Raw genomic sequence first — 26,287 nt, 5'->3', positions numbered from 1 at the left:
CGGGGGTGCCGACGGGCAAGGGAGTTGAGCGGAATCTGAGCGTGACCTGGGCCGGAGCTACAGCTTGACCTGCGGCGGAGCTACTTCTCGGCGGGCTTGCCCGAGGGCTTGGCGCCCGGCTTCAGGAAGCCCATGTCCTCGTAGGCCGGGACCTGGAAGCCGAAGGCGCCCGCGTTCGCGAGGTTCGTACGGGCCGCGATCAGCTGGGGGCGCTGATAGAGGGGAATGGATCCGGCCTCGGCCCAGATGCGGGCGTCGGCCTTCTTGACCAGGGCGCGGTTCTCGTCCTCGTCCAGCTCCCCCATCGCCTGATCGAACAGCTGATCGATGTGATCCGTACCGACCCGCGTGTAGTTCTGCTCGACGTTCAGCGAGCCGTCCGCGGCCGGCACCGGCTTGGCGAAGATCGGGCGCGCGTCCGTGGCGGGGAAGGCCGTGGCGGGCCAGGAGTAGAGGGCGAGGTCGTACTGACCGGACGCGATGTGGTCCTTGAAGTAGCTGTCGTCGGCGACCTTCGCCGTCTCCGTGCGGATCCCGATCTTCTCCAGCATCCGCGAGATCCGGTCGGCCACCGTGCGCAGCGACTCCGAGCCCTCGCCCGACGGCAGGACGAAGCGGAGGGTGAGGGGCTTGCCGTCCTTGGCCATGGGGCCGCCCGCCGCCGCGCTGGCGGCGGGCGCCGCGGTGCCCTTGGGGGCGTACGCGCCGGGTGCGCCGCCCTTCGCGGCCTTCTTCTCGGACTTCCCCTCCGCGTGCTGCTTGGCGTGGCCGCCGGGGTCCTTCTTCTTCTCCTTGTCCGCCTCGCGGTGAGCCGTGAGGGACGCCGCCTGGCGGGTCAGCGCCGCCTGCTGGTAGGCCGCCGCCGGGGCGGGCGCGAGCACCGATGTGCCGCTGTCGCCCGGCTTCTGGTCGTCCTCGCCGACGACGTACGTGCCGTCGTCGCCCGAGTCCTCCGCCGAGTCCGAGTCCTCCGCCGAGTCCTCCGACTCATCCGATGCGGATTCCGCCTTCGCCTTCTTGGTGTCCGCCTCGCCCCCGGCCGTCTTCCCCTTCGGCTCCTTCACCGGACCGCCCGGCGTCCACCCCGCGTCGGCGAGCAGCGCCCGCGCCTCCGCGGTGTCCTGGTCGCCGAGGGCCCCGCTGTTGTCCGCGTACGCCTGCTGCCCGGCGAGTGCCAGGTGGCTGCCGACCGGCTCGGCGGGGAGGCCGAGCGGCGCGAGTACCGCCTTGGCGAGCTCGTCGCGGTCGAGGGCGCGGGCCACCGCGCGCCGCACCCGGTCGTCGGCGAGCGGGCCCTCGGTGCCGTTGAGGGCGAGCTGGGTGTAGGCCGGTTCGAGGGACTTGCGGACGGTGTAGCCCCGCAGGCCGGTCTGTTCGGTGGCGTACTTCTTGATCGCCTTGCCGGTCCGCTGGCGGGCCTGCTGCTCGGTGTCGGCCGCCTCTTCGTCGGAGCCGTGAGCGATCGCCCAGGAGCGCAGCGCCTTGGCCGGGGTCAGCTGCGCCTCGGGGCCGTGCCCCAGCGGGCCCTGCACGCCCTGGTCACGGGCCGCGTTCGTGATGCGCCTGGCCTCGGGGGCGTCGATCTCGGCGAGGTCGACCTCGCCCTGCGCGAGCGCGGCGGCCCGCTCGTCGCGCGGCACCTCGCGCAGGACCATCTTGGCGAGCTTGGCGGGCCTGCCCCACCAGCGCGGGTTGCGGACCAGGGTGACCTCGTCCGCCTTGCTGTCGAAGTCCTGCACCGCGAACGGCCCCGCGCTCACCTTGAGCTTGCGCCGCGCACCGTCGTTGAAGGTGTCAGGAGTGCCCATGACCTCCTTCGGATACAGCGGCGAGAAGAGTGAACGCCAGTCCGCGTAAGGCTTGTTGAACGTGACGCGCACCTCCAGGTTGTCCGCGCCGCGCTCGATCTTCTCGATGCGGTCGTAGCCCGCGTTGCGTGCCGTCCAGTACGCGCTGTCCTTCCCGGAGAGCGCACGCTGCTGCGCCGCGAAGTCATCGGCGCCGATCTCCCGGCCGTCGCTCCACACCGCCTGCTGGTTGAGCTTGTAGAGCACGACCTGCTTGGGCTCGCGCTCAACGACCTCCGCGGACTCCAGATAGTCGGCGTTCCGCTGCGCCCTGCCCTGCGCGTCGAGCCGGAACATCGACGGCAGAACCGCGCCGGCGATCCGTGACGTGCCCGCGTCCGCGTCCGACTGGAAGGAGTTGAGGGTCTCCGGCATCGCGTCGACGGCCCAGTTCATCGTCCCGCCGTCGGCTACGAGGTCCCGGGCCGCGGGCGCGACGTCCTGGCCTGCGGTCGGGGAGCCCGCCTCGTCCTGGGAGCTGCAGGCGGCGAGGGCGGGCAGGGCTAGCACGCCGGTGGCGAGGAACACGGCAGATCTCAGTCTGGCGCGGTCTGGGGACATGACGGGTACCTCCGGGGCTCGCCCGGCCGCCCGCTACCAGGACCGGGCCGGGTTTGATCACGTTTGGCGGTATATGGAGCTGATCACATCTATCGATCCACTGAAGGGGACGTGGCCGGGCACACGGGAGCGACACGGCGTGGGGGCGCCAGATCCCACTCGTGCGGCCCAACCACGCGTGACCGAGCGTGACGGCGGCCCCGGCCCGCGCCCCGGGGAACGGGCGGGGCGGGGCGCACACCCCGGCGCGTTCCAGCGGCGCGTTTCAGCCCGCACGAGCCGGGAATCCCGGCAGATCCCTTCACAAGCCGGGATGTGACGCGCGACACTCGCAGGCGCATGAACGTTGCCGCCGCACCCCTGAAGTGAGGGCAAGTCATGGCTCTGCAGGATGATCTGACGGCTGTTCAGCGCTGCGTCGACGATCTGGTCCGCACCGTCGGCAAGCTGGAGCAGCAGGTCGGCGAGGGTTCCCAGGGTGGTCTTGCCGGGATCGACGTGCGCCGCGTCCGCACGGACGCCGACCACCTGCGCGAGAGCGTCGCGTTCCTGCGCGCCGCAGGCTCGGATCCCGCCGTCGCCCCGCGGAAGCGGCCCGACCTGGTCACCATCCCCGATACGCCGTACGACAGTTCCCTGTGGACGGACTCGGACGACGAGGGCCTTGGCGCGAGCGACCGGCATGCCCCTTGAGGCGCCGCACCCGCCCTGAGCACCGCCGCCGACCCGAGTACAGCCGATCTGAGGACAAAGGAGTGGAGCCTCGTTGGCCACTGGCACGGAACCCCATCTGAAAAGCGGTCAGGATCCCGGCGGCGTGCGAGCGGCGACGCGCGCCGCGATCAGCGCTGCCCATCTGCGGACCGACCGCTGGTGGCTGGCGCCCGCCGCGACCACGGCCGGCCTCCTCGCCTTCATCGTCTACTCGACGTGGCGGGCCTTCGCGAACGCGGACTACTACGCGGCGCCCTACGTCTCACCGTTCTATTCGCCGTGCCTCGCCGAGAGCTGCGAGCCGATGCGGTCGGGGCCCAACTGGGAGATCCTCGGCAGCTGGTGGGGCCTGTCCCCCGCCCTGCTGATCCTGGTCTTCCCGCTCGGTTTCCGCCTGACCTGCTACTACTACCGCAAGGCCTACTACCGCGGCTTCTGGGCCTCACCGCCCGCCTGCGCGGTCGCCGAGCCGCACAAGAAGTACTCCGGAGAGACCCGCTTCCCGCTCATCCTGCAGAACATCCACCGCTACTTCTTCTACGCGGCGGTTCCGGTGGCGGGCATCCTCACGTACGACACCGTGCTGACGTTCCGCGATGAGCACTACGAGTGGGGCCACATGGGCCTCGGCACTCTCGTCTTCCTGGTCAACATCGTGCTGATCTGGGCGTACACGCTCTCCTGCCACTCCTGCCGGCACATCGTCGGCGGCAAGCTCAAGCACTTCTCCAAGCACCCCGTGCGCTACCGCATGTGGCAGTGGGTTGGAAAACTGAACGCACGGCACATGCTGCTCGCCTGGGTCTCCTTGGTGAGTGTGGCGCTCGCCGACTTCTACGTGTATCTGATCGCGTCCGGCGCCTTCGACGATCCGAGGTTGTTCTGATGTCTCAAGTGGAGCGGCAGCAGTGGGACGTTGTCGTGGTGGGAGCCGGAGGGGCGGGACTGCGGGCCGCGATCGAGGCACGTGAGCAGGGCGCCCGTACCGCCGTGATCTGCAAGTCCCTGTTCGGCAAGGCCCATACGGTGATGGCCGAGGGCGGCATCGCGGCCTCCATGGGCAACGTGAACTCCGGCGACAACTGGCAGGTCCACTTCCGCGACACCCTGCGCGGCGGCAAGTTCCTCAACCAGTGGCGGATGGCCGAGCTGCACGCGCGCGAAGCCCCCGATCGTGTCTGGGAGTTGGAGACATGGGGCGCGCTGTTCGACCGTACGGCGGACGGGCGGATCTCCCAGCGCAACTTCGGAGGGCACGAGTATCCCCGCCTCGCGCACGTGGGTGACCGGACCGGCCTCGAACTGATCCGTACGCTCCAGCAGAAGATCGTCTCCCTCCAGCAGGATGACGAGCGCGAATTCGGCGACCACGAAGCGCGGTTGAAGGTCTTCCAGGAGTGCACGGTCACGCGCGTGATGAAGGAGGGCGAGCGGGTCAGCGGCACGTTCTGCTACGACCGCGAGTCCGGCCGCTTCTTCGTGCTCGAAGCCCCGAGTGTGGTCCTGGCCACCGGCGGCATCGGCAAGTCCTTCAAGGTGACGTCGAACTCGTGGGAGTACACGGGTGACGGTCACGCGCTCGCGCTGCTCGCCGGGGCGCCGCTCCTCAACATGGAGTTCGTGCAGTTCCACCCGACGGGGATGGTCTGGCCGCCCTCGGTGAAGGGCATCCTGGTCACCGAGTCGGTGCGCGGTGACGGCGGCGTACTGCGCAACTCCGAAGGCAAGCGGTTCATGTTCGACTACGTACCGGACGTCTTCAAGGAGAAGTACGCGCAGTCGGAGGACGAGGGCGACCGCTGGTACGAGGACCCCGACAACAACCGGAGGCCTCCGGAGCTGCTGCCCCGCGACGAGGTGGCGCGCGCCATCAACTCCGAGGTGAAGGCGGGCCGCGGTTCACCGCACGGCGGGGTCTTCCTCGACGTGTCGACGCGCATGCCCGCTGAGGTCATCAGGCGCCGGCTCCCGTCCATGTACCACCAGTTCAAGGAGCTGGCGGACGTCGACATCACGGCGGAAGCGATGGAGGTCGGACCGACCTGCCACTACGTGATGGGCGGCATCGCGGTCGAGTCGGACACGGCGGCGGCAGAGCGCGTACCGGGTCTGTACGCGGCCGGAGAGGTCGCCGGCGGCATGCACGGCTCCAACCGGCTCGGCGGCAACTCCCTGTCCGACCTGCTCGTCTTCGGGCGACGCGCAGGGCTGCACGCGGCGCGGTACGCGGCCGGGTTCTCCGGGGCGGACGCACGGCCCCTGGTGGACGAGGTCCAGGTGGACACGGCGGCTGCCGAGGCGCTGCGCCCGTTCAGCGCGGAGGGTCCCGATGACGGGGCGACGCCGGAGAATCCGTACACCCTCCACCAGGAACTCCAGCAGACGATGAACGACCTGGTCGGCATCATCCGCCGCGAGGGCGAGATGGAACAGGCCCTGGAGAAACTGGCGGAACTGCGGGTACGGGCACGGCGGGCCGGCGTCGAGGGCCACCGCCAGTTCAACCCCGGCTGGCACCTCGCGCTCGACCTGCGCAACATGCTCCTTGTCAGCGAGTGCGTGGCGCGGGCCGCCCTGGAGCGCACGGAGAGCAGGGGCGGGCACACCCGCGAGGACCACCCCGGCATGAACCGCGAATGGCGCCGCGTGAATCTTCTCTGCCAGCTCACGGACCCCTCCGGCGGGCTCGCGGCGACGGATCCCGTGCGCGGCCAGATCGATCTGGTGCGGGTCTCCACCGAGCCCATCCGTCCCGACCTGCTTGCTCTCTTCGAGAAGGAAGAGCTGGTCAAGTACCTGGCCGAAGAGGAGCTTTACGAGTGAGTACCGCTACGCCGAGTCCTTCGGGTCCCTTGGGTCCCTTGGATCCTTCGAGTACGTCCTATGAAGCGCGGTTCCGGGTCTGGCGCGGGGACGCCGAAGGCGGCGACCTGGAGGACTTCAAGGTCGAGGTCAACGAAGGCGAGGTCGTCCTCGACATCATCCACCGCCTGCAGGCGACCCAGACCCCCGACCTCGCGGTGCGCTGGAACTGCAAGGCAGGCAAGTGCGGTTCGTGCTCGGCGGAGATCAACGGCCGGCCGCGGCTGATGTGCATGACGCGGATGTCCGTGTTCAGCCGCGAGGACGTCATCACGGTGACACCGCTGCGGGCCTTCCCGGTGGTGCGGGACCTGGTGACGGACGTCGGCTTCAACTACACGAAGGCGCGGGAGGTGCCTGCCTTCGTGCCTCCGGCGGGCCTCGGCCCCGGCGAGTACCGCATGCAGCAGGCGGACGTGGACCGCTCCCAGGAGTTCCGCAAGTGCATCGAGTGCTTCTTGTGCCAGGACACGTGCCATGTGGTGCGCGACCACGAGGAGAACAAGGCGGCGTTCGCGGGACCGCGCTTCCTGATGCGGGTCGCGGAGCTGGACATGCACCCGCTGGACGCGGCGGCGGAGGCCGGCATCGACCGCAAGCAGACCGCGCAGGACGAGCACGGGCTCGGCTACTGCAACATCACGAAGTGCTGTACGGAGGTGTGCCCGGAGGGCATCAAGATCACGGACAACGCGCTGATTCCCTTGAAGGAAAGGGCGATTGACCGGAAGTACGACCCGCTGGTCTGGCTCGGGAACAAGATTCGGCGGCGGGGGGAGCAGTAGGGCCGCTCGTGGCGAGGTGGGGGTAATCCCCCAGGCCGAAGACTCAAGATTTCCCCCATGGTCACGGGGGCGGGGCGAGATCAGCATGGAGGCATGAACTCTTCCTCGGCTGTGACTGGTTCGGCTGCTCGTGCAGTGGTGACCCGGCGCTCGGTGCTCGGCCTCGGGGCGGCCGGTCTGGCGGCGACGCTGCTGGCAGCCCCGACCCCCGCGCACGCGGGACCCACGGCTATCGAGGCGAAGCTCCCCGCGCCCACGGGACCGCACCGGATCGGCACGGTGTCGACGCGCCTCGTCGACACCTCACGGCACGACCCCTGGGTGAAGTCCGTGCCGTACCGGGAGCTGATGATCAGCGTCTGGTACCCGGCGGCGGGAAGGCCGGGTGACGCCGGGCACCGCCTCGCTCCGTACATGTCGCCGGGCGCGGCAGAGCGCTGGAACGCGAAAGCGCCCCACGGCATCCCCAGGGACGCGATCGACTTCGCGAGGATGCGTACGCATGCGCGGGCGGGAGCTCCGGCCGACACCAGCGGGGGCCGACGTCCGGTCCTGCTGTACGCGGCGGGGGCCAACGACCCGCGCACGTGGGGCACTTCCGTGGTCGAGGAGCTGGCGAGCCACGGCTATGTGGTGGTGACGGTCGACCACACCTATGAGGCGCCGGGGGTGCAGTTCCCCGACGGCTCGGTCAAGGACGATGCCTCGCTCCTCAAGGCCTTCGCGGAGGCGCAGCGGAGCGGATCGGTGCCGGCGCTGCTCAAGAAGGTCCTGGACGTCCGGGTGGCCGACTCGAAGTTCGTCCTGGACCGCATCGGCCTCCTGCCGAACGGCCTTTCCAGGGTCGTGGACCAGAAGCGGGTGGGCATGCTCGGCCAGTCGGCGGGCGGAATCGCGGCCGCCGAGACCATGTACGAGGACGACCGGGTCAAGGCAGGCATGAACATGGACGGCACCCTGGAGAACAACCCCGAACCGAACGGCACGAACCTGACGCCGGTCGCCCGGCACGGCCTCACCGGCCCGTTCCTGCTCATGGGCAGGCAGGGCAGTGACCGTACGACGGAACCGTCGTGGCGCGCGTTCTGGTCCCACACGACCGGCTGGAAGCGGAACCTCACCCTGCGCGGCTCGACGCACCAGACGTACACGGACCTCTCGGCGCTGCTCCCGCAGGCCGGGGTGGACCGCGAGGTCATCGAGAAGAACATGGGCACGGTCGACCCGAGCCGCGCGGTGGCAGCGGAACGGGCCTACGCGACATCGTTCTTCGACCGCTGGCTGCGGGGACAGGACGACCACCTGCTTGACGGGCCTTCGGGGAAGTTTCCGGAAGTGGAGTTCGCGGGGTGAGACACCACAGCCGCCCCTGCGCGAGAGGGGGAAGCGGCTTACGCTCCCGGGATGGGGATGACTGATCGGCTGCTCGGCTCGGGACGCACTTCGGATGTCTTCGCGCTGGACGACACATGGGTGCTGCGCCGGTATCGGGACGGGACCGACGCGACGGAGGAGGCCGCCGTCATGACGTATCTGTCGGAGCACGGGTATCCCGTGCCGCCCATCCGCCCGGCCGAGCCCGGCGCACCCCGTACGGACCTGGTCATGGGGCGGCTGACGGGCCCGACCATGGCGGAGGCCGCGATGCGGGGCGCGATCACGCCGGAGGAGGCGGCGGTGATCCTCGCCCGGTTGCTGCACACGCTGCACGCCCTCCCGGCCCGCTTGTCCACCTCGCCCACGGACCGCGTCCTGCACCTCGATCTCCACCCGGAGAACGTGATCCTCACGCCGGAGGGCCCCGTGGTGATCGACTGGGCCACCGCGGAGGAGGGCCCGCCCGGCCTCGACTGGGCGATGTCGGCGCTGATCCTCGCGGAGGTCGCGGTGAGCGGCAGACCTGAGGCGGCGGGGTCACGGACCGCTCTGGCCACGCTCCTGACGGACGCGGCGGTCGACGTCAGAGCCACGGCCAACAGCCACCTCGCGGAGGCCCGCGCCCGCCGCGGGGCGAATCCGACGCTGGGGGCGGACGAGGTGCGGTGGCTGGACGCAGCGGTGGAACTGGTGCTGGAGTAGAGCCGGGCAGCACCGGGCGGGAGGCGGCACCGGAGACGCGGCCCGATCCCCCGGTCGCGCGCCCCCCAAGACGGTCATACGCTCCCAAATGTGACGCTGCCCTCGCACATAGCCGTGCGGGCGATAGCCGTGGCCGGTGCCCTGCTCGCATGGTGCCTGCTGCTCCTGTCCGCCCCCGCGGCACTCGCCGCCCCGGCCGATGACCCGGTCACTCTCTCCCGCGAGGGCCAGATCACCGACAAGGTGGGCGCCCTCGGCGACCGTAAGGACGCCACCGCACGGGCGCTCGACCAGCTCTACGACGACCGCGGCCTCCAGCTCTTCGTCGTCTACGTGCGTGACTTCTCCGGGCGCGGCTCACAGGACTGGGCGGACACCACCGCCGAGCGCAACGGGCTCGGCCTGGACGACGTGCTGCTCGCCGTCGCCACGCACGACCGCCAGTACGCCTACTCCGTAGACGTCGATTCCCGGCTCACCGAGGCACAGCTCCAGGACGTGGCGACCACCGCGATCAAGCCCGCGCTGCGGCAGAACGACTGGGCCGGCGCGGCCATCGGCGCCGCGAACGGCTACAGCGCGGTCCTCTCCGGCCGGCCCGTCCCCACCCCGGCGATCACCCCTGGGGCCGCCGACCCGGGCGGCGGTGGCAGCGGCAGCGGGGGCGAGACGGCCACCGGCGACCTCGTTCTGCCCATCGTGGTGGTCGGCGGCGCGGGCGCCCTCGCGGCGGTCGCGTACAGCCGCCGCAAGAGGCGCACCAACACGCGTACGACGCCCGGAGGCGGCGGCTGGGGCAAGGGGGCGCCGGGCGAGAGGCCGACCCCGCTCCCCGAGCTCGACAAGCGGAGCAAGCAGCTCCTGGTGGAGACCGACGACGCGATCCGCACCAGCGCGGAGGAACTCGGTTTCGCCACCGCCCAGTTCGGCGACGACGCGGTGCGGCCCTTCACGGACGCGCTCGCGTACGCACGCTCCGAGCTGACCACGGCCTTCAAGCTGCGCCAGCAGCTGGACGACGCCTATCCGGAGGACGACGCGACCAAGCGCACCATGCTGGAGGAGATCGTCGCGCGCTGCACCGATGCGGGCCGCCGCCTCGACGCGGAGGCCGCGGGCTTCGACCAGTTGCGCGCCCTCGAACGCGACGTCACGGGAGCCCTGGACCACGCCGAGCAGGTGTTCCGGGAGGTCACGGGCCGTACCACCGCGGCGGAGACCATCCTCGGCAAGATCCGCGACCAGTACGCGCCGTCCGCGTCGGCGCCCGTACTGGGCCATGTGGAGCAGGCCAAGGACCGCCTCCTCTTCGCCACGACGCATCTGAACGAGGCCCGCCAGGCCATCGACGCCGGTGACAACGGCAAGGCCGCCGTCCATCTGCGGGCCGCCGAAGGCGCCGTCGACCAGGCGGCCACCTTCGTGGACGCCGTCGACCGCCTCGCCGACGAGCTCGCGCAGGCCGCGGAGAAGCTCCCCGCCGCGCTCACCGAGACGGAGACCGACCTCGCCGAGGCGCGCGGCCTCCTCGAAGGCACCGCGGCAGGAGCCTCCACGGCCGACCTGCACGGCCGTATCGCCCGCGCGGAGACGGTGGTCACCGAGGTCCGCAAGAAGATGGCGGCGGGCCCGCACGACCCGATCGACGCCCTGCGCAGGGTCGAGGAGGCCGACACGGTCCTCGACGAGTCCCTGGCGGGCGCCCGCGAACGCGAGGTCACCAGGCAGCGCGCAGCCACCCTCCTCGGCCAGGCCCTGCTCACCGCGCGCAGCGCCGTGGGAACGGCGGCGGACTTCATCGACACGCACCGGGGCGGGGTGGGCAGCGAGGCGAGGACCCGTCTCGCGGAGGCCCAGCGGCACCTCTCGGGCGCGGAGGCCGCCAAGGACACCGATGCCTCCGCGGCGCTCGCCGAGGCCCAGCAGGCCGACGCCCAGGCCCGGCAGGCCCATCAGCTCGCAGAACGCGACGTACGCGGCTACGGCAACCCCTACGGAGGCGGCGGCGGACGCGGCGGCGGCATGGGCGGCGCGGTCCTCGGCGGCATCATCCTCGGCGAGCTCTTCGGAGGCGGGGGCCGCGGGATGGGCGGAGGGGGCTTCGGAGGCGGCGGCTTCGGCGGCGGCGGTCCCGGCAGTTTCGGCGGCGGCGGGACCCGGGGGCGGATGGGCGGGGGCGGGAGGTTCTGATCCCGGTACAGCCCCCTCGTACGGACCTCGCACTCCTACCGACCCGGATAGAAGGAGCCCACATGACGAAGCAGACGATCCTCGGACGCGTGGCCCAGCTCGCCAAGGCCAACATCAACTCCCTCCTCGATCAGGCCGAGGACCCGCAGAAGATGCTCGACCAGCTGATCCGCGACTACACCAACAACATCCGGGAGGCCGAGGAGGCGGTCGCGACCACCATCGGCAATCTGCGGATGCTGGAACTGGACCACAAGGAGGACCAGGACGCGGCCGCCGAATGGGGCACCAAGGCGGTCGCCGCCAGCAAGAAGGCGGACGAGCTGCGCTCCGACGGGAGTGCCGTGGAGGCCGACAAGTTCGACAGCCTGGCCAAGGTCGCGCTGCAGCGGCAGCTCCAGTCCGAGCGCGAGACCAAGGACGCCGAACCGACGATCGCCTCGCAGACCGAGGTCGTCGACAAGCTGAAGTCCGGCCTCGACCAGATGAAGATCAAGCTGACCCAGCTCCAGTCGAAGCGCGATCAGCTGGTCGCCCGTGCCAAGACCGCGCAGGCACAGAACCAGATGATGGACGCCGCCCAGAGCATCGATGTCCTCGACCCGGCCAGCGAGTTGAGCCGCTTCGAGGACAAGGTGCGCCGCGAGGAGGCCAGGGCGCTGGGCAAGCAGGAGCTCGCCGCGTCCTCCTTGGACGCGCAGTTCGAGCAGTTGGACAGCCTGGGCGACACGGCGGAGGTCGAAGCCCGCCTCGCCGCCCTCAAAGCGACCACGTGACCACGTGACCACGTGAAGGCACTCAGAACAGACTGAGCAGCGCCTCCGCCGCGTCCATCGGCTGCGCGCCGCTGTCCGGCAACGGCATCTCGAACCACACCGTCTTGCCGCGCGGCGTCCTGCGCGAGCCCCACGCCGCGCTCAGCAGGCCGACCAGCTGCAGCCCGCGGCCGCCCTCGTCCGTGTCGCGCGCCCGGCGGCGGCGCGGCTGGACGAGGCCCGCGTCCCACACCTCGCACACCAGGGTGCGGTCGAGCAGGAGCCGCAGCCGGATGTCGCCCTCGCCGTACCGCAGCGCGTTGGTGACCAGCTCGCTGACCAGCAGTTCGGTCGTGTCGCAGAGGGGTTCCAGGTCCCAGGTGCGCAGCTGCTCGCAGGCCAGTTCGCGGGCCCGGCCCACCGACTTCGGGTCGCGCGGCAGCGTCCAGTCGCCGACGGCCTCGGCGGGCAGGCCCTGGATGCGCGCCATGAGCAGCGCGATGTCGTCCTCTCCGTGGTGGGTGTCGAGGGTGTTCAGGACGTGGTCGCAGACGTCCTCGAGGGCGGGTGCGGGGTCGTCGAGGGCGCGTACGAAGGCGTTCAGGCCCTCGTCGAGGGGATGGTGGCGGGATTCGACGAGCCCGTCCGTGTAGAGCGCGAGGAGGGCGCCCTCGGGCAGCTCGACCTCGACCTCCTCGAAGGGCTCACCGCCGACTCCCAGCGGCATGCCTGGCGGCACGTCGAGCATGAGCGGCGATTCGCCGGGCTCGACGAGTACGGGTGGCAGGTGGCCGGCGTTGGAGAAGGTGACGCGGCGCGTGACGGCGTCGTAGACCGCGTAGACGCACGTGGCGAGGTAGACCTCCGAGAGGTCTGTCCCGTTCGCGGAACGCGTCTGGCGGGCCGCTCTCGTGGCCTGCTGGGTGCCTGAGGGGTCGCCGAGGCCGCGGGCGATCTCGTCGAGCGCGGAGAGTACCTCCGCGGGCTCCAGGTCCAGGAGCGCCAAGGTGCGTACGGCGGTGCGCAGTTCCCCCATGGCGACGGCGGCGCGCAGGCCGCGGCCCATGACGTCGCCGACGACCAGGGCGGTGCGGTGGCCCGGCAGTTCGATGACGTCGAACCAGTCGCCGCCGACCTCGGTGGCCGCGTTGCCCGGGAGGTAGCGGCAGGCGATGTCGAGGCCGGACGCCTCGGGGTCGCCGGGCGGCAGCAGGGAGCGCTGCAGTATCAGCGCGCGTTCGTGCTCGCGGCGGTAGAGGCGGGCGTTGTCGATGCAGACGGCGGCGCGCGCGGCGAGCTCGACGGCGAGGGCGCGATCGCGCTCCCCGAAGGGCTCGCTCCCCTTCGTGCGGGAGAACTGGGCGAGGCCGACGACGGTGTCGTGGGCGACCATCGGCACGACGAGCGTCGACTGGATGAGCCCGCCGGTGAGCCTGCTCGCTGAGCCGTCGTCGGCCGCGGAGACGAGCCGTGGCCGTGCCGTGCGCAGGGCGTCGGCGCAGGGCGAGGTGAAGGCGAAGCGGTGCACGGCGCCCACGTCGACGGGGTGGCCGCCGTCCGGGAAGGGCGCGTCGGAGACGGCGCTCGCGAAGGCGACGCGGCGCAGTTCGGCGCTTCCGTCGGCGAGGCCCGGAGGTGTCTCGTCGCCGTCGAGCAGCCCTTGGTAGAGGTCTACGGAGGCGAGGTCGCAGAAGCCGGGGACGGTGACGTCGAGCAGCTCGCGCGCGGTCGTCTCCAGGTCGAGGGAGTTGCCGATCCGGGCGCCCGCTTCGTTGAGCAGGGCGAGGTTGCGGCGGGCGTGGGCGGCCTCGCGGGCGGCGGCGTGCCGCCGGGTGACGTCGGTGCCGAGGCCCGCGACACCTATGGGGCGGCCCGAACCGCTGTGCACGCGGTAGAGGTTGATCGACCAGTGGCGGCGTTCGTTGCTGCCGGGGGCGGGGCCGACGATCTGCATGTCCGTGACGGAGTCGCCGGTCTCCAGGACGCGCTTGAGGGCGGCGGCCATGCGGTCGGCCTCGTGACGCGGGAGGTAGTCGTGGACGGTGCGGCCACGGTGGTCCTCGACGCCGCCTCCGAAGACGGCGGCGAAGCGGCGGTTGGCACGCTGCACCTTCAGGTCCGTGCCGAACAGCAGGAAGCCGAAGGGAGATTGGCCGAAAATGGCCTGCGAAGCGGCGAGGTCGGTCTCGATCTGCCGCAGCGCCCGTACGTCGACGACGATGCAGACGGCGGCCCGCTCGCCCTCCTCGGTCTCGGTGGGCATCACGTAGACCTCGGCGATCCCTTCGGAGCCTCTGAAGGACTCCGTGCCGGGTCCGCCGGGTCCGCCAGGCCCGCCCGGTCCGCCCGGTCCGTCGGGCCTTCCGGGCGCCCGGAAGGGGACGGATCCGGTCCACTCCCTGCCGTCCAGGATCTCCGCCATCTTGCGGTGCCCGCTGCTGCGCAGCTCGGCAGGGACGAAGGCCTCGATCGGGTCCCTGCCCACGGCGTCGTCGGCGGCCACTCCGAACAGCCGCTCGGCCCGCAGGCTCCACTGGTCGATGAGACCGTCGGGGCCGATCGAGAACGAGGCCACCTTGATGTAGTCGTAGATCGAACCGGGTGGACTGCTCTGCCACATCACGTCATCCGCAGCTTCGCCCCTAGCGTCACCCGACGGCCCGTCCTGCTCCGTCGCCTTCGCTGGTATCTCGCTCACGCGAACCGTCCCCTCCAGCTCACCACGTCCGGCACCGGTCACCGGATGCGGCTGCCCGCAGTATCCAGCACTACGGAGCCACGCCACACGGCGTTCACGATCACAGCACGGACTCAACTCTTTTTGGCCCGTGACCGTCTTGTGTCCGTCCTACGCTGCCAGTCTTCTAACCCGGCAGCACCAGCTCGAACCACACCGTCTTCCCCGTCTTCCCCGTGCTGCCCTGTCGCGTCCCCCAGCGCCGCGACGCGCGGGCCACCAACTGGATACCCCTGCCCCCCTCGTCATCAGGTGTGGCGTCGCGCTCCCGGGGCGGGTCGGGAAGCGGATCGGAGACCTCTACGAGGAGGGTCCCCAGCGGCCCGGCCGGACGTACGAGCCGTACCCCGATGGGGCCCGAGGCGTGCCGCAGGGAGTTGGTCACCAGTTCGCTCACGAGGAGGACGGTGATGTCACCGAGGGCGGCGAGGCCCCAGGCGCCGAGCTGTTTGCGCACGACGGCGCGGGCCATGCGCACGGCGCCGGGGTCCGCGGGAAAATCCCACTCGGCGCAGTCGCCTTCGGTGTCGATCACGCCGATCACTTCCAGACCAGCAACAGCGGACCCTTGTCCGGTTTCATGGGGTTAATGGGCACATACCCGATATCCCGGCGGAACTACCGCTTACTTGGGCGCACTGTGGCACGAACGGCGTAGGTGGGGCTCAAGTGCGGGGAGACAAGCCCTCGCGCGCTCCCCCCGGCCAGCGGCGCCCGATCGCGACCGGCGGCGCCCGATCCGCCCTAGATGCGCCCGATCCGCCCTAGCGGCGCTCGACCGCCGTCACCGCCGCCACCGCCGGGACATCCGCGTCCAGCCAGTCCACCGACCAGACCTCGTCCGGCGCGAGCCAGCGCAGTTCGTCGTGGTCCTCCAGGGGCTCGGGGGCTCCCGACAGGAGCTTCGCCGTCCACACCCACAGGACGTACCCCGGCTTGAGCGGCCACTGTCCCGGCACCCTCGCGACCGGCTCGGCGGCGACGCCCAGCTCTTCGCGCAGCTCTCGCACCAGGGCTTCCTCGGGGTGCTCGCCGGGCTCGACCTTCCCGCCGGGCAGTTCCCAGCGGCCCGCGAGCTCAGGGGGCGCAGTGCGCCGCGCGGCCAGCAGGCGCCCGTCGTCGTACAGGGCGGCGCCCACCACGATCCGTTCCGTCATGCGGCGGAGCCTATGCGGTCAGTGCGCGCTGCCGTTCTGGCTCAGCTTCTCCACGCTGTACAGCTGCTGGCGGCCGTGGTCGTCGAGGCTCTCCGCGATCTTCTCGGCCTCGGCCTTCGTCGCGTACCTGCCCACCCTGTAGCGGTTGCCGTTGTCATCCTGACGTATCACGAGCCAGGGAAGTACGGCCGTTCCGTCATTCATCGCGCCCCTCCGCTCGCCGCCCCCGGCGCGCGCCACGCCTCGATCAGTAAGGAAACCGCAATCCGCATATGCCCGAGCCTACGCCCGACCTTTACTCAGCGGATACGACTTTGCACAAAGAGATACGCAATTGGCCAACGCCGAGGGGGCGCACCTTGTCGGATGCGCCCCCTGGTGACACCGGTTCGGCCGGTGCGAGCCGTGTCGGTCCCGCTCAGTCGGTGCGCACCGTCGGCATCGGCATGAGCACCGGCGCACTCGACGGCGACGTACGGCAGACGTCTCCGCACTCCGCGTCCAACGAGCAGCACAGGGAACAGATCGGGCCCGCCTGGACCGGGCAGTCCGCGATGTCCGGGAGTTCGTACGCCGTCTCGCAGACGCCGCACGCGTGCGTGGCCGTCACGTCGGGGACCTCGACGTGCGGACCGTTCACCGGGTTCGGGCGCGCCAGGTAGTACTTGCCCTTCGTCGCCCAGGCGATCAACGGGCACAGGACGACGGCGAGTCCGGCCGCGATGAACGTCGAGAAGGCTTCCGCGTACTGGCCGAAGAGGCCGAAGAAGGCCAGGATCGAGACCACCGACGCGATCACCATCGAGCCGAAGCCCGCCGGGTTCACCGCGTACAGGTAGGCCCTTTTGAACTCGATGTACGGGGGGCTCCAGCCCATCCTCTTGTTGATGACGAGGTCGGCGGCGACCGCCACGATCCACGCGATGCCGACGTTCGAGTAGAAGCCGAGCAGCTTGTTGAGGGCCGCGAACATGTTCATCTCCATCAGCGTCAGCGCGATGGCGAGGTTGAGGAAGATGTACCAGACCCGGCCCGGGTGCCTGTGCGTGACGCGGGAGAAGAAGTTCGACCAGGACAGCGAACCGCTGTAGGCGTTGGTCACGTTGATCTTGATCTGGGAGACGATCACGAAGAGGGCCGCCGCGGGCAGCGCGAAGGAGCCGAGCCACGGTTTCAGGGCCTCGATCTGCGGGGCGATCGGCTCAAGGGCGTGCGTCTTGCCGACGGCTTCGAGGGCGGCGAACGCCAGGAGCGCGCCTCCCAGCTGCTTGGCCGCGCCGATGATGACCCAGCCGGGGCCCGCCGCGAGAACGGCCAGATTCCAACGCCGCTTGTTCTGCTCGGTCTTGGCCGGCATGAAGCGCAGATAGTCCGCCTGTTCGCCGATCTGGGCGATGAGCGAGAGCGCGACGCCCGTGCCGAGCCCGAAGGCCACCCAGGAGAAGCCGCTGCCCGCGCCCTCGGTGCCCCCGAACGAGCCGAAGGCGCCCCAGGTGTCGGGCGCCTCGAAGGCGAGCACCACGAAGGGCAGCACCATGCCGACGAGCCAGATCGGCTGCGTCCAGGCCTGCACCTTGGCCAGCGCGCCCATGCCGCGGAAGACGATCGGGATCACGATGAGCGTCGTGATCAAGTAGCCGATCTCCACCGGGAGTCCGACGGCCTGGTGCATGGCCTGAGCCATGATCGAGCCTTCGAGCGCGAAGAAGATGAACGTGAACGAGGCGTAGATCAGCGACGTCAGCGTCGAGCCGAAGTAGCCGAAGCCCGCGCCCCGGGTCACCAGGTCCATGTCCAGGCCGTACTTGGCGCAGGCCCGCGCGATCGGGATGCCGGTGACGAAGATGATCGTCGCGGCGCACAGGATCGAGGCGAGTCCGCTGGTGAAGCCGTAGGTGAAGACGATGGACGCGCCGATCGCGAAGTCCGCGAGATAGGCGATGCCGCCGAGCGCGGTCGACGCCACCATGGTCGGCGACCAGCGCCGGAAGGAGTGCGGCGCGTACCGCAGGGAGTAGTCCTCGCGGCTCTCGTCGGCCGCCATCTTCGCGTAACTGCGCTTGGGTGGTGGTCCTGCGGCGGCGCTGGTGTCGCGGGTGGCCGTATCCGTCATGTGAGTTCAACCGTCATGTGGGTTCCTGTCGTCCGACCGGATTGCGGGTACGGGCGATCAAGTTAGGAGCCGTACATGACAAGTTCTCGCGGGGCCTGATTGCTCCGGCGTTACGGAAGCCGGCCGCGCGTTAACTCGCGATCTCGGCGGGCGGACGGGCCCCTCCGGATTCCGGGCGTACGCCGGAGCGCTCGGTCACTTCACCGGCAGGTGGTATGCGATCCGATACCGGTCAGCGGGCACCACGACGTCGGCCGTCTCGACCGGCTTGCCCGACGCGAAGTACGTCCGCTGCACGACGATCACCACATGGCCGGGGACACCGCCGAGCGCCATGAGCTCCTCCGCAAGCCCCGGGCGCGCGCCGACCTCCTCCGCGACGTTGTCCACGATGACGTCGATGGCCGCCATGCGCTCGACCACTCCGCAGCCGCCCAGCGGCCCTTCCTCGGGGAGCATCACGGGAGTGCGTCCGGTGACGGCGAGGGGCTCCCAGGAGGTGGAGAGCATCATCACCTCGCCCGCATCGCGGTAGACGTACTTGGTGCACATGACGCGGTCGCCCGCTCGGATGCCGAGACGCTCGGCGATCGCGCTGCCGGCCTCCACCTGCTCGCTGCGCGACTCCCAGGTGCCGCGCGCGCCGTCCTCCGCCTGCTCCTGACGGAAGGGCGTCGATCCGCCGGATCCCCGATAGCCGGTTCGTGCCACGCGGCGGGGCACGGGTCGCTCGCGCACGTACGTGCCGGATCCGGAACGTCCTTCGACCAGGCCTTCGGCCATCAGGACCTTGCGGGCCTCCAGGGCGACCGTGTCCGACACCCCGTACTCCTCGCGGATCCTGGCCTGCGAGGGGAGCCGGGTATGCGGCGGCAGCGAACCGTCGACGATCTTCTTGCGGAGATCACCCGCGACACGCAGATACGCCGGCTGCTCACCGAAAGTCACTGGCCACTCCCATCAGGTTGACAGACAGCAACAGCCTGGCAACCGTGGGTTGTTGGCCGCAACCCAAGGCCAAGGAATCACCCGAAGTGATGATTTTGGGGCGTGCAGGTCTTTACGCAGGGGCTTTCCGCGGCTATGGCGATCACCTTCCCACGGCGCTCCCGGGGACGTCGATCAAGCGCTCTCACCCCGGATGGCGAGGAAACGGGAGATCGCCGCTCTCGCGATCTGACTGCCCCAGCCACCCCAGTTCACGTCGAAGCAGTGGTCGGCCCAGGGCAGTTCGACATACGTCGAGGGCGCCCCGGCCGCGTCGAGCCGCCGCGCCAGCTCGCGCGCCTGCGCCACCGGCACCGCCCGGTCCGCGCTGCCGTGCAGCAGGAGCGTGGGCGGCACGTCCGTCCGTACGAGCCTCGCGGGCGAACCGAGCAGGTAGCGGGCCGGGACGGCCTTCGCCGAACCGCCCATCAGACGCGGGATCATGGGGTCGCCGCGCAGCGCGGTCCCCGCGATGAGACGCCCCATGTCGGTCGGCCCGTAGAGCGAGATCACCCCGGCGACCGAGCTGTCACGCACCGCACAGGACGCGGGAACGCGGTCATCACCCTCCGTATAGGCGGCCGCGAGCGCGAGGTTGCCGCCCGCCGAACTCCCCGCGAGCACAAGGCGGTCGGGATCGATGCCGAACACGCGCGCGTGCCGCCGCAGCCAGCCCACGGCGCACTTCACGTCGCCGATCTGGTCGAGCTGGGTCACGCGGGGCGCGAGCCGGTAGTCGATGTCGAAGACCGACCAGCCCCGCGCGTTGAACCAGCGGTTCCACGCGGGACTCTGACCCCGGTGCCCCTTGTTCCAGCCTCCCCCGTGCACCCAGACCACGGCCGGGTGCCGCACCCCGTCCCGCTTCGGCAGGGTCCACAGGTCCAGCTTCTCGCGCCGCTCGCCGATGCGGGCGTAGCGGCGGGTGCGGTCGCCGTCGGGGGCCTTGGCGTAGTTGACGCCCTCGAAGTAGGCGGAGGGAGCGAGGGGTTGACCCTGCCCCTGGGCGGTGCGGTACGCGGCGGCGTACGGCATGACGCCGTACACCAGCGCGACGAAGGCGGTCAGCACGGCCGACCCGGCGCACCAGGGGTGGCGCCGACCCGCGACCGCTCCGGCGACGAGGCCGATGACCGCGGGCGGCACGAGCACGAGCCCCCAGGAGGTGACCGCTGCCGCGACGAGCACCAGGAGGGGGATGCGGGGCAGCGGGGCGGCGACGAGCACGACAAGGGCGGCGTTCAGGAGGGCGACGGCGACGAGGAGCCCTCGGGAGAAGTGCGCGACGCACGAAACCCTGGGCCCGTTCCTGCCGTTGCGGCTGCCCCTTCGGGGAGAGTCCGACGGCGCCGCGGGCCCCGGAGTGCGCTGGCCTGCGACGGTTGGCGTCACGACAGTCGTCACGCCGAAGAACTATCACAGAAGCGGACAAAAGGCCCTTAAGGTGAGCGGCCTCGTCACACGGCAGCGCCCGCCCCGCCCCCCTCGTCCCCGTCGTCCCCCTCGTCCTCGTCGTGGCTCTCGCCGCCGCCCCCGGGAGTCGCGTCGCGAGGTGAAGTGGTCGCCAGGCCCAGGGGCTTGCGGGCCGCGGCCTCGCGCTCGCCGCTGATGTGCCGCTGGGCCGGCACGTAGTACTCGGAGAAGGCGTCGGCGTCCTTCGCGGTGGAGGCCTTCTTCCACTGCTCGCGGTTCTGCTCGATCGCGCCGATGAGGGCGGTGATGCCGGCGTCCGCCTTCGCGGGCCAGTCGTGCGCGCGCAGCAGCCGCGCCTGCTCGGCGAGACCCCTCTCGACGCGCCCTGCCCACTCCTTGTGGCCCGGCAGGTCGTCCTCGAAGTCCTCCGCGTCGGGCTCGGTCCAGTAGGCGTCGTAGAGGGCCTTGTCCGCCTTCAGATAGGCGAGCTGATCGGCGTCGAGGTTCGTGCCGTCGCGGCGGAACGAACCCTTCAGCGTGCGCTTCTCCTCCGCGTCGCCGAAGAGACAGGTGACGTGACGGTCCCCCTGGCGCCAGGTGTCCCGGTCGGGCACGAAGTAGTTGACCTGAGCGTCCCCCCAGTCGACCCAGGTGTCGAAGACGTAGGCGGTCTGGAGGTCGACGCACTTGGTCTCGGCGAGGTGCGTGAGCTCAGAGTCGCCCGGGTAACTGCCGTGATTCACCCGGAACGAAGCGAAGACCTCGCCGTCGTGCCGCACCGAGCAGGGCACCTCGTCGACCTGGAAGGCGTACTGGGCCCCTTCGAGCTTGCCGCCGGGGACGTTGAAGCACTCCCCCTTGTCGACAGGGAACCCGGAACTGTTCCGGGCGTCACGCGCGGCCTCCCTGAAGCCGTCCATGAAGTCACGCGCGCCTCCCGTCACGACAGCCAGCACAAGCAGCACGACACCGACGACGGAGAGGATGCTGCCCGCGATCGCCATGCCCTTGCCGCGCTCGCCCTTCTTCGAGATCTGCGCGAGCGCCACCAGGCCGAGGACCAGACCGACTGCGGGCAGGAAGCAGAGGATCCCGAACACGAGCGAGGCGATCGCGAAGCCGTTGACCGGAGGCCGGGAGTACGGCGAGTACCCGCCGGGCCACCGCTGGTACGGCACCTGGGGACCACCCGGGTACGGGGGCTGCCCGTACGGCTGCCGAGGGCTGCCGCCCGGGTAGGGCGGCGGGGGTATGTCCACGGGTGGCGTGCTCCTGGTTCGGATGGTTCGGATGGTTCAGTCGATGCGGGAGCTTCGCATCGTAAATAACGCCTCGTCCTCGCGGCGGGCCGGGTCGAAGGACCGGAGCCGTACCGCGAGGACGAGGGCTGGTGCCAGGAAGAACTGCTACGAGGAGCTGCTCAGAACTGCAGTGCCCAGGAGTCGATCTTCCCGACGTCCTGTGCCGCGTTGTCACTCACCCGCAGCTTCCACGTCCCGTTGGCCGTCTCGGACGACGCGTTCACCGTGTAGGTGGTGTTGATGTCGTCCGAACTGCCGCCGGTTCCATAGCCCTTCAGCGTGTACGCGCTGCCGTCGGGCGCGATCAGCTGCACCTGGAGGTCACCCACGTACGTGTGCTTGATGGCGACCGGCACGCTCAGGGCGGCAGGCGCGGAACCCGGGACGCCGCTCACGGTGACCGGTGATTCGGCCGTGGCGTTGTCGTTGATCGCGTAGTCGGCCGTGTTCTCGAACTTGGGGCCCGGAGGGTTCGTCGAGCCGGGGCCCACGTTCAGGAGGCGGTTGGGGGAGCCCGATCCGGGGCTGGTGACGACGCCCGTGGAGGCCGCGCTGACCAGCGCCGCGGACACCTGCGCCGGGGTCGCCGCGCGGTTGTCGGCGAGGTAGAGCGCCGCGGCGCCCGCGGTGTGCGGGGACGCCATCGACGTACCGGAGATGGTGTTCGTCGCGCTGTCGCTGCTGTTCCAGGCCGAGGTGATGGACGAGCCCGGCGCGAACAGGTCCAGGACGCTGCCGAAGTTGGAGTAGCTCGCCTTGGCGTCGGTGCTCGTCGTGGCGCCGACCGTGATGGCCTCGGTCACGCGCGCGGGAGAGCGCGTGGAGGCGTTGACGGACTCGTTGCCGGCCGCGACGGCGAAGGTGATGCCGGACGCGATGGCGTTGCGTACGGCCGTGTCCAGGGCGCTGTCGGCGCCGCCGCCGAGCGACATGTTCGCGACGGCGGGCTTGACCGCGTTCCGGGCGACCCAGTCGATGCCGGCGACGACCTGCGCGGTGGTGCCGGAGCCCTGGTTGTTCAGGACGCGCACGCCGACGATCTTCGCCTTCTTGGCGACGCCGTGCAGGGTTCCGCCGACGGTGCCCGCGACGTGCGTGCCGTGGCCGTGGCCATCCTGCGCGGTGTTGTCGTTGTCGATGGCGTCGTAGCCGTAGGAGGCGCGTCCGCCGAAGTCGCTGTGGCTGATGCGGACTCCGGTGTCGATGACGTACGCCGTGACGCCCTCACCGGCGGAGTCCGGGTAGGTGTAGGAGTTGTTCAGCGGGAGCGTCTTCTGGTCGATGCGGTCCAGGCCCCAGGACGGCGGGTTCGGCTGGGTGGCGTCGACCGTGAACGTGCGGTTCTGCACGACGGAGTCGACCGCCGGGTCCGCGGCGAACTTCTTGGCCTCGGCCGCGGAGAGCTCGACCGCGTAACCGTTGAGCGCCTTCTTGTACGTGCGGTCGATCTCGGCGCCGTACTTCTCGGCCAGGGCCTTGCCCTGCTTGGAGTCCGCCTTCGCGGCGTCCGCGTCGAGGCTGACTATGTAGCTGCCGGGTATCGCGCCGGGGGCTCCGGCGTTCTCGATCGTGCCTTCGGCCTGACCCGGCTGGGCGGTGGCGGGAAGGGCGGATACGACGCCGAGGGCGAGGGCCGCGACCGCTGTCGCGCTGATCCCGGCCAGTCTTCGGCGGGTATGACGCATCACTGCCATCTGAGGGGTCCTCCTCAATAGGTGGTGCGCTGGTGGGGGGTGGAGCCGGTGGTGCCCACACGCGGAGGCAAACGACAGGAGCATGTCAATTGACGTGTCTACTTTTGCCTTCGTCGGGACGAAAGATTGGCGGATCCATAGGAATCCCACAAGGGTCAGTACCGGACGTAACATGACCGCCACGCACCCGCCATGACACATCCGCCCCAAATGCCCCAACTAGCCTGCGTACATGACAGCATTGCCGGACTGTTTCTGCCCCACCGACGGAACCCGTGTCCCCGCGGGCACCCTCGCCTGGTGCTGCCCCGTCTGCCGTGGCCCGCTCGACCTGGACTTCTCCCCCAATCCCGCACCGCTGAAGTCCCTGAACGGAAGGGTCAATTCACTGTGGCGGTACGCGGAGTCCCTGCCGCTGCCCGTCCCCGCCTTCTCGCTCGGCGAGGGCCGCACACCGCTCGTACCGCTGGATGGCGCGATCTCGGCCAAGCTCGACTTCCTGATGCCGACGCTCTCCTTCAAGGACCGGGGCGCCGTCATGCTCGCCGCGCTCGCGCTGCGGCTCGCCCCGGAACGGGTGATCGCCGACAGCAGCGGCAACGCGGGCACGGCGATCGCCGCGTACTGCGCGCGGGCCGGACTGCCCTGCACTGTGTACGTCCCTGAGGGCACGTCACCGAAGAAGCTGGAGCAGATCGGCGCGCACGGAGCGCGGCTCGAAGTCGTCCCCGGAGACCGCGAGAAGACGGCATGGACGGCCCGTACGGCGGCCGACGAACCGGGCACCTTCTACGCCTCACACGTCCACAACCCCTACTTCCTGCAGGGCACCAAGACGTACGTCCACGAGCTGTGGGAGGACCTGGGCGGCCGGCTGCCGGACGCGCTCGTCGTGCCCGTGGGCAACGGCACCCTGCTGCTCGGCGCGGCGCTCGCGGTGCGGGAACTGCACGCGGCGGGCCTGATCGCGAAGGCACCGGCGCTGTACGCCGTGCAGGCCGCCGCGGTCTCCCCGCTGGCCGAGGCGTGGCGCGCCGGCGCCGACGAGCCCCTGGGCTCCACCCCGGCGGCGCCCACGCTCGCGGAGGGCATCGCCATTCCGCGGCCGCCCCGCGCACGGCAGATCCTCCGGGCCGTACGCGGTCTCGGCGGTGGCTTCCTGACCGTCACGGAGGACCAGATCCGGGACGCCCAACTGGATCTGGCGGGACGCGGGTTGTACGTCGAGGCGACCGGCGTCGCGTGCTGGGCCGCCGTACGGGACGGCGCACTCGGCGAGCGCACGGCCGTGGTTCCGCTGTGCGGGGCGGGTTTGAAGTCAGGACTCGCAAGCGATTGAATTCACCAGTGCACGCTAACTGGCCGCTGCTACCGGGGAGTTGGCGGCACACGGCAAATGGTCACAGCTCTGTTCTGCTCATGGCCGGAGGCCTGCCCTGAGCTGAACTGTGGCCGTACGCTTGTCACCACCATCGATACGACGATGCCGCACCATCGATGCACACGAGTGCTGACTGCTGACTGCTGGTGGCGATCGGGAGGTCACGGGGGTGGAAGGGCGCAGCCCTGCGAGGGTTCGCAACGAATTGGTCGCCGACATCGTCGACGTACTGCAGGAATCGAGCACGGTACGACAGGAGAACAGCGCCGATCTATGGGTGCGCATGCTGAGCGACGAGCTGGAATCCCCCGTGGAGCCCCTGCGCAACGCCGCGCTGCGGCCCTGGCTGCTCCAGCTGGTGGAGCGCTGCGCGCAGATTCCTGACGGCCTTGGGTGTCTGGTGCGCTGCCTGCAATATCTGGAGCAGCAGTCTTCCGCCATTCTGTCGCTGCTGCGTCTCGTGGACGAATGGGAGGCCGTGGAGTTCTTCGACGGCGCCGACCTGCATCCCTTGCAGCCCATCCTGCGGGACATGCGCTCATCGGCCGGACTCGCCACGCTCGCCCGGCGGGCCAGCCGGTCACGCACCCAGGAATTGCCCGCGTGGTGCGACACGGGATGGGCAGTCTTTCTACGGCTGGCCGGCGACAACACCGCCGCGAGGGAACTCCCCGTCAGCATGGCGTTCCTGGCCCTGGCCGCCGAACGGCTCGTGGAGGACGGACAGATGGAGGCAGCGGAGGACCTGCGTCGCTGGAACCGTCAGCAGGCCAGGACGTGGGGCCTTGAGGATCAGATCGCCGACTGGCAGCGCAGCGGCATGGTCCAGCAGGCTCCGCCGCCCATGGTGCCCGCGTATCTGATGATCCAGTTCGAGCCCGACGGAGTGGATCCCGATCGCTATCTCCTCTCCCACTGGCGGCAGTCGGACGCCGACGGCTGGCATCCCGTGCCGGGCGAGACCCTGCATCTGCACCGCGACGACCTGCCCGCCGAGGTCGAGGTCCTCATCGAGCAGACCGAGGAGCGATGGGCGGACCTGCGACAACCGGTCGTCCTTGAATTCATCCTCCCGTGGGAATTGCTGGGCGAGCCCGTGGAGTGGTGGCACAAGGAGTCCTCCTCCTCGTCACCGACCCCCCTGGTGATGGACTACGCCGTCCTGATCCGCAGCTTCGAGCGCCTGCGCAAAGCCGCCTGGCACCGCCCCTGGCACAAGAAGTGGCGCCAGCTCAAGGAGCAGCCCGCCGACAGCCATTCGTACTTCAACCCTCCGGGCCAGTCGCACTTCCACCTGGAGCGCGAGCTGAAGGAGGACGACCACGCGGTCTGTCTCGTACTGAGCCAGCCACCCGGCACCGACTCACCCGCCGGCCACCAGGAGTTCATGGCGGGACTGCGGGCGGGGGTGCCCGCGATGATCTGGCACCGCGGTGACTGCGGTGATCCCGCCTTCAAGGAGGCGGTCGCCGAGATGGTCCAGGACAGGGGCCTGTCCAGCCTGGTGACGCGCGCCGGAAATTGGCGCAAGGAGGCTCTGGCGCTGGGGCCCGAGGGCTGGGACAACCACGTGGGGCGCCATCTGGCGATCCTGTTCGACGATCCGGAACGCAGACCCGGGCCGCCCGGCCCCGACCGAGCGCCGGTGACGAGTTGAACGGGCCCGCCGGCGACGGGTCCGTGAACCTCCCGCACATGGCGAGAGGGGGTG

At 70.3% G+C, this 26,287-nt stretch carries 20 protein-coding genes; 10 read left to right on the top strand and 10 right to left on the bottom strand.

The features are described 5' to 3' along the window. Positions 1-80: 80 nt before the first annotated feature. The gene (locus tag E5671_RS30130; RefSeq protein ID WP_160507034.1) at positions 81-2,408 is read right to left on the bottom strand and encodes an ABC transporter family substrate-binding protein; all 2,328 of its coding nucleotides are present in this window, start codon (positions 2,406-2,408) and stop codon (positions 81-83) included. A gap of 378 nt (positions 2,409-2,786) precedes the next feature. Between E5671_RS30130 and E5671_RS30125 the strand changes: the two genes are divergently transcribed. From E5671_RS30125 to E5671_RS30090, 8 genes are all read left to right on the top strand, one after another. Beyond that, positions 2,787-3,101, top strand: coding sequence for a hypothetical protein (locus E5671_RS30125; RefSeq protein ID WP_160507033.1), 315 nt, complete (start codon positions 2,787-2,789; stop codon positions 3,099-3,101). Positions 3,102-3,174: 73 nt separating this feature from the next. Further along, a complete protein-coding gene (locus E5671_RS30120) occupies positions 3,175-4,008 on the top strand; it encodes a hypothetical protein (protein ID WP_160507032.1) in 834 nt (277 codons plus the stop codon). Continuing rightward, positions 4,008-5,945, top strand: coding sequence for a fumarate reductase/succinate dehydrogenase flavoprotein subunit (locus E5671_RS30115; protein WP_160507031.1), 1,938 nt, complete (start codon positions 4,008-4,010; stop codon positions 5,943-5,945). The genes E5671_RS30120 and E5671_RS30115 overlap by 1 nt, the downstream gene beginning before the upstream one ends. A 38-nt stretch (positions 5,946-5,983) precedes the next feature. Continuing rightward, a complete protein-coding gene (locus E5671_RS30110; RefSeq protein WP_160507030.1) occupies positions 5,984-6,769 on the top strand; it encodes a succinate dehydrogenase/fumarate reductase iron-sulfur subunit in 786 nt (261 codons plus the stop codon). 93 nt (positions 6,770-6,862) lie between these two features. Then, positions 6,863-8,122, top strand: coding sequence for an alpha/beta hydrolase family protein (locus tag E5671_RS30105; RefSeq protein WP_160507029.1), 1,260 nt, complete (start codon positions 6,863-6,865; stop codon positions 8,120-8,122). Positions 8,123-8,173: 51 nt separating this feature from the next. After that, complete coding sequence (locus tag E5671_RS30100; RefSeq protein ID WP_160507028.1) at positions 8,174-8,848, top strand: phosphotransferase; 675 nt, start codon at positions 8,174-8,176, stop codon at positions 8,846-8,848. A 90-nt stretch (positions 8,849-8,938) separates the two neighbouring features. After that, positions 8,939-11,038: a TPM domain-containing protein gene (locus E5671_RS30095; RefSeq protein ID WP_443032717.1), complete on the top strand. Its 2,100-nt coding sequence runs from the start codon at positions 8,939-8,941 to the stop codon at positions 11,036-11,038. 62 nt (positions 11,039-11,100) lie between these two features. Continuing rightward, a complete protein-coding gene (locus E5671_RS30090; RefSeq protein WP_160507027.1) occupies positions 11,101-11,814 on the top strand; it encodes a PspA/IM30 family protein in 714 nt (237 codons plus the stop codon). Positions 11,815-11,836: 22 nt separating this feature from the next. Here the strand turns inward: E5671_RS30090 and E5671_RS30085 are convergent, their stop codons facing one another. From E5671_RS30085 to E5671_RS30045, 9 genes are all read right to left on the bottom strand, one after another. Beyond that, a complete protein-coding gene (locus tag E5671_RS30085; protein ID WP_160507026.1) occupies positions 11,837-14,491 on the bottom strand; it encodes a SpoIIE family protein phosphatase in 2,655 nt (884 codons plus the stop codon). 166 nt (positions 14,492-14,657) lie between these two features. Next, on the bottom strand, positions 14,658-15,074 hold the full coding sequence (locus tag E5671_RS30080) for an ATP-binding protein (protein ID WP_160507025.1): 417 nt from the start codon (positions 15,072-15,074) through the stop codon (positions 14,658-14,660). A 220-nt stretch (positions 15,075-15,294) separates the two neighbouring features. Then, positions 15,295-15,687: a (deoxy)nucleoside triphosphate pyrophosphohydrolase gene (locus E5671_RS30075; RefSeq protein WP_160507024.1), complete on the bottom strand. Its 393-nt coding sequence runs from the start codon at positions 15,685-15,687 to the stop codon at positions 15,295-15,297. Between the two features lie 18 nt (positions 15,688-15,705). Next, positions 15,706-15,891, bottom strand: coding sequence for an SPOR domain-containing protein (locus tag E5671_RS30070; protein ID WP_160507023.1), 186 nt, complete (start codon positions 15,889-15,891; stop codon positions 15,706-15,708). A gap of 214 nt (positions 15,892-16,105) precedes the next feature. Continuing rightward, positions 16,106-17,800 carry a purine-cytosine permease family protein gene (locus tag E5671_RS30065; RefSeq protein ID WP_160507022.1) on the bottom strand — a complete coding sequence of 565 codons (1,695 nt, stop codon included), beginning with the start codon at positions 17,798-17,800 and terminating at the stop codon, positions 16,106-16,108. Between the two features lie 195 nt (positions 17,801-17,995). Beyond that, entirely contained in the window at positions 17,996-18,748 is a 753-nt protein-coding gene (locus E5671_RS30060; protein ID WP_160507021.1) for a GntR family transcriptional regulator, read from the bottom strand. A gap of 174 nt (positions 18,749-18,922) precedes the next feature. Continuing rightward, on the bottom strand, positions 18,923-20,191 hold the full coding sequence (locus E5671_RS30055) for an alpha/beta hydrolase fold domain-containing protein (protein ID WP_160507020.1): 1,269 nt from the start codon (positions 20,189-20,191) through the stop codon (positions 18,923-18,925). A gap of 53 nt (positions 20,192-20,244) precedes the next feature. Next, positions 20,245-21,459 carry a DUF4190 domain-containing protein gene (locus tag E5671_RS30050; protein ID WP_160507019.1) on the bottom strand — a complete coding sequence of 405 codons (1,215 nt, stop codon included), beginning with the start codon at positions 21,457-21,459 and terminating at the stop codon, positions 20,245-20,247. 161 nt (positions 21,460-21,620) lie between these two features. Next, positions 21,621-23,195, bottom strand: a complete 1,575-nt coding sequence (locus tag E5671_RS30045) for a S8 family peptidase (RefSeq protein WP_160507018.1) — start codon at positions 23,193-23,195, stop codon at positions 21,621-21,623. 232 nt (positions 23,196-23,427) lie between these two features. Here E5671_RS30045 and E5671_RS30040 point away from each other — a divergent pair, with 232 nt between their 5' ends. After that, a complete protein-coding gene (locus tag E5671_RS30040; protein WP_160507017.1) occupies positions 23,428-24,534 on the top strand; it encodes a threonine synthase in 1,107 nt (368 codons plus the stop codon). A gap of 247 nt (positions 24,535-24,781) precedes the next feature. Then, the gene (locus E5671_RS30035) at positions 24,782-26,233 is read left to right on the top strand and encodes a VMAP-C domain-containing protein (RefSeq protein ID WP_160507016.1); all 1,452 of its coding nucleotides are present in this window, start codon (positions 24,782-24,784) and stop codon (positions 26,231-26,233) included. Positions 26,234-26,287 lie beyond the last annotated feature (54 nt).

It is taken from the genome of Streptomyces sp. BA2 (genome assembly GCF_009769735.1).
Lineage (GTDB): Bacteria > Actinomycetota > Actinomycetes > Streptomycetales > Streptomycetaceae > Streptomyces.
This window is presented reverse-complemented; position numbering and strand designations above follow the sequence as displayed.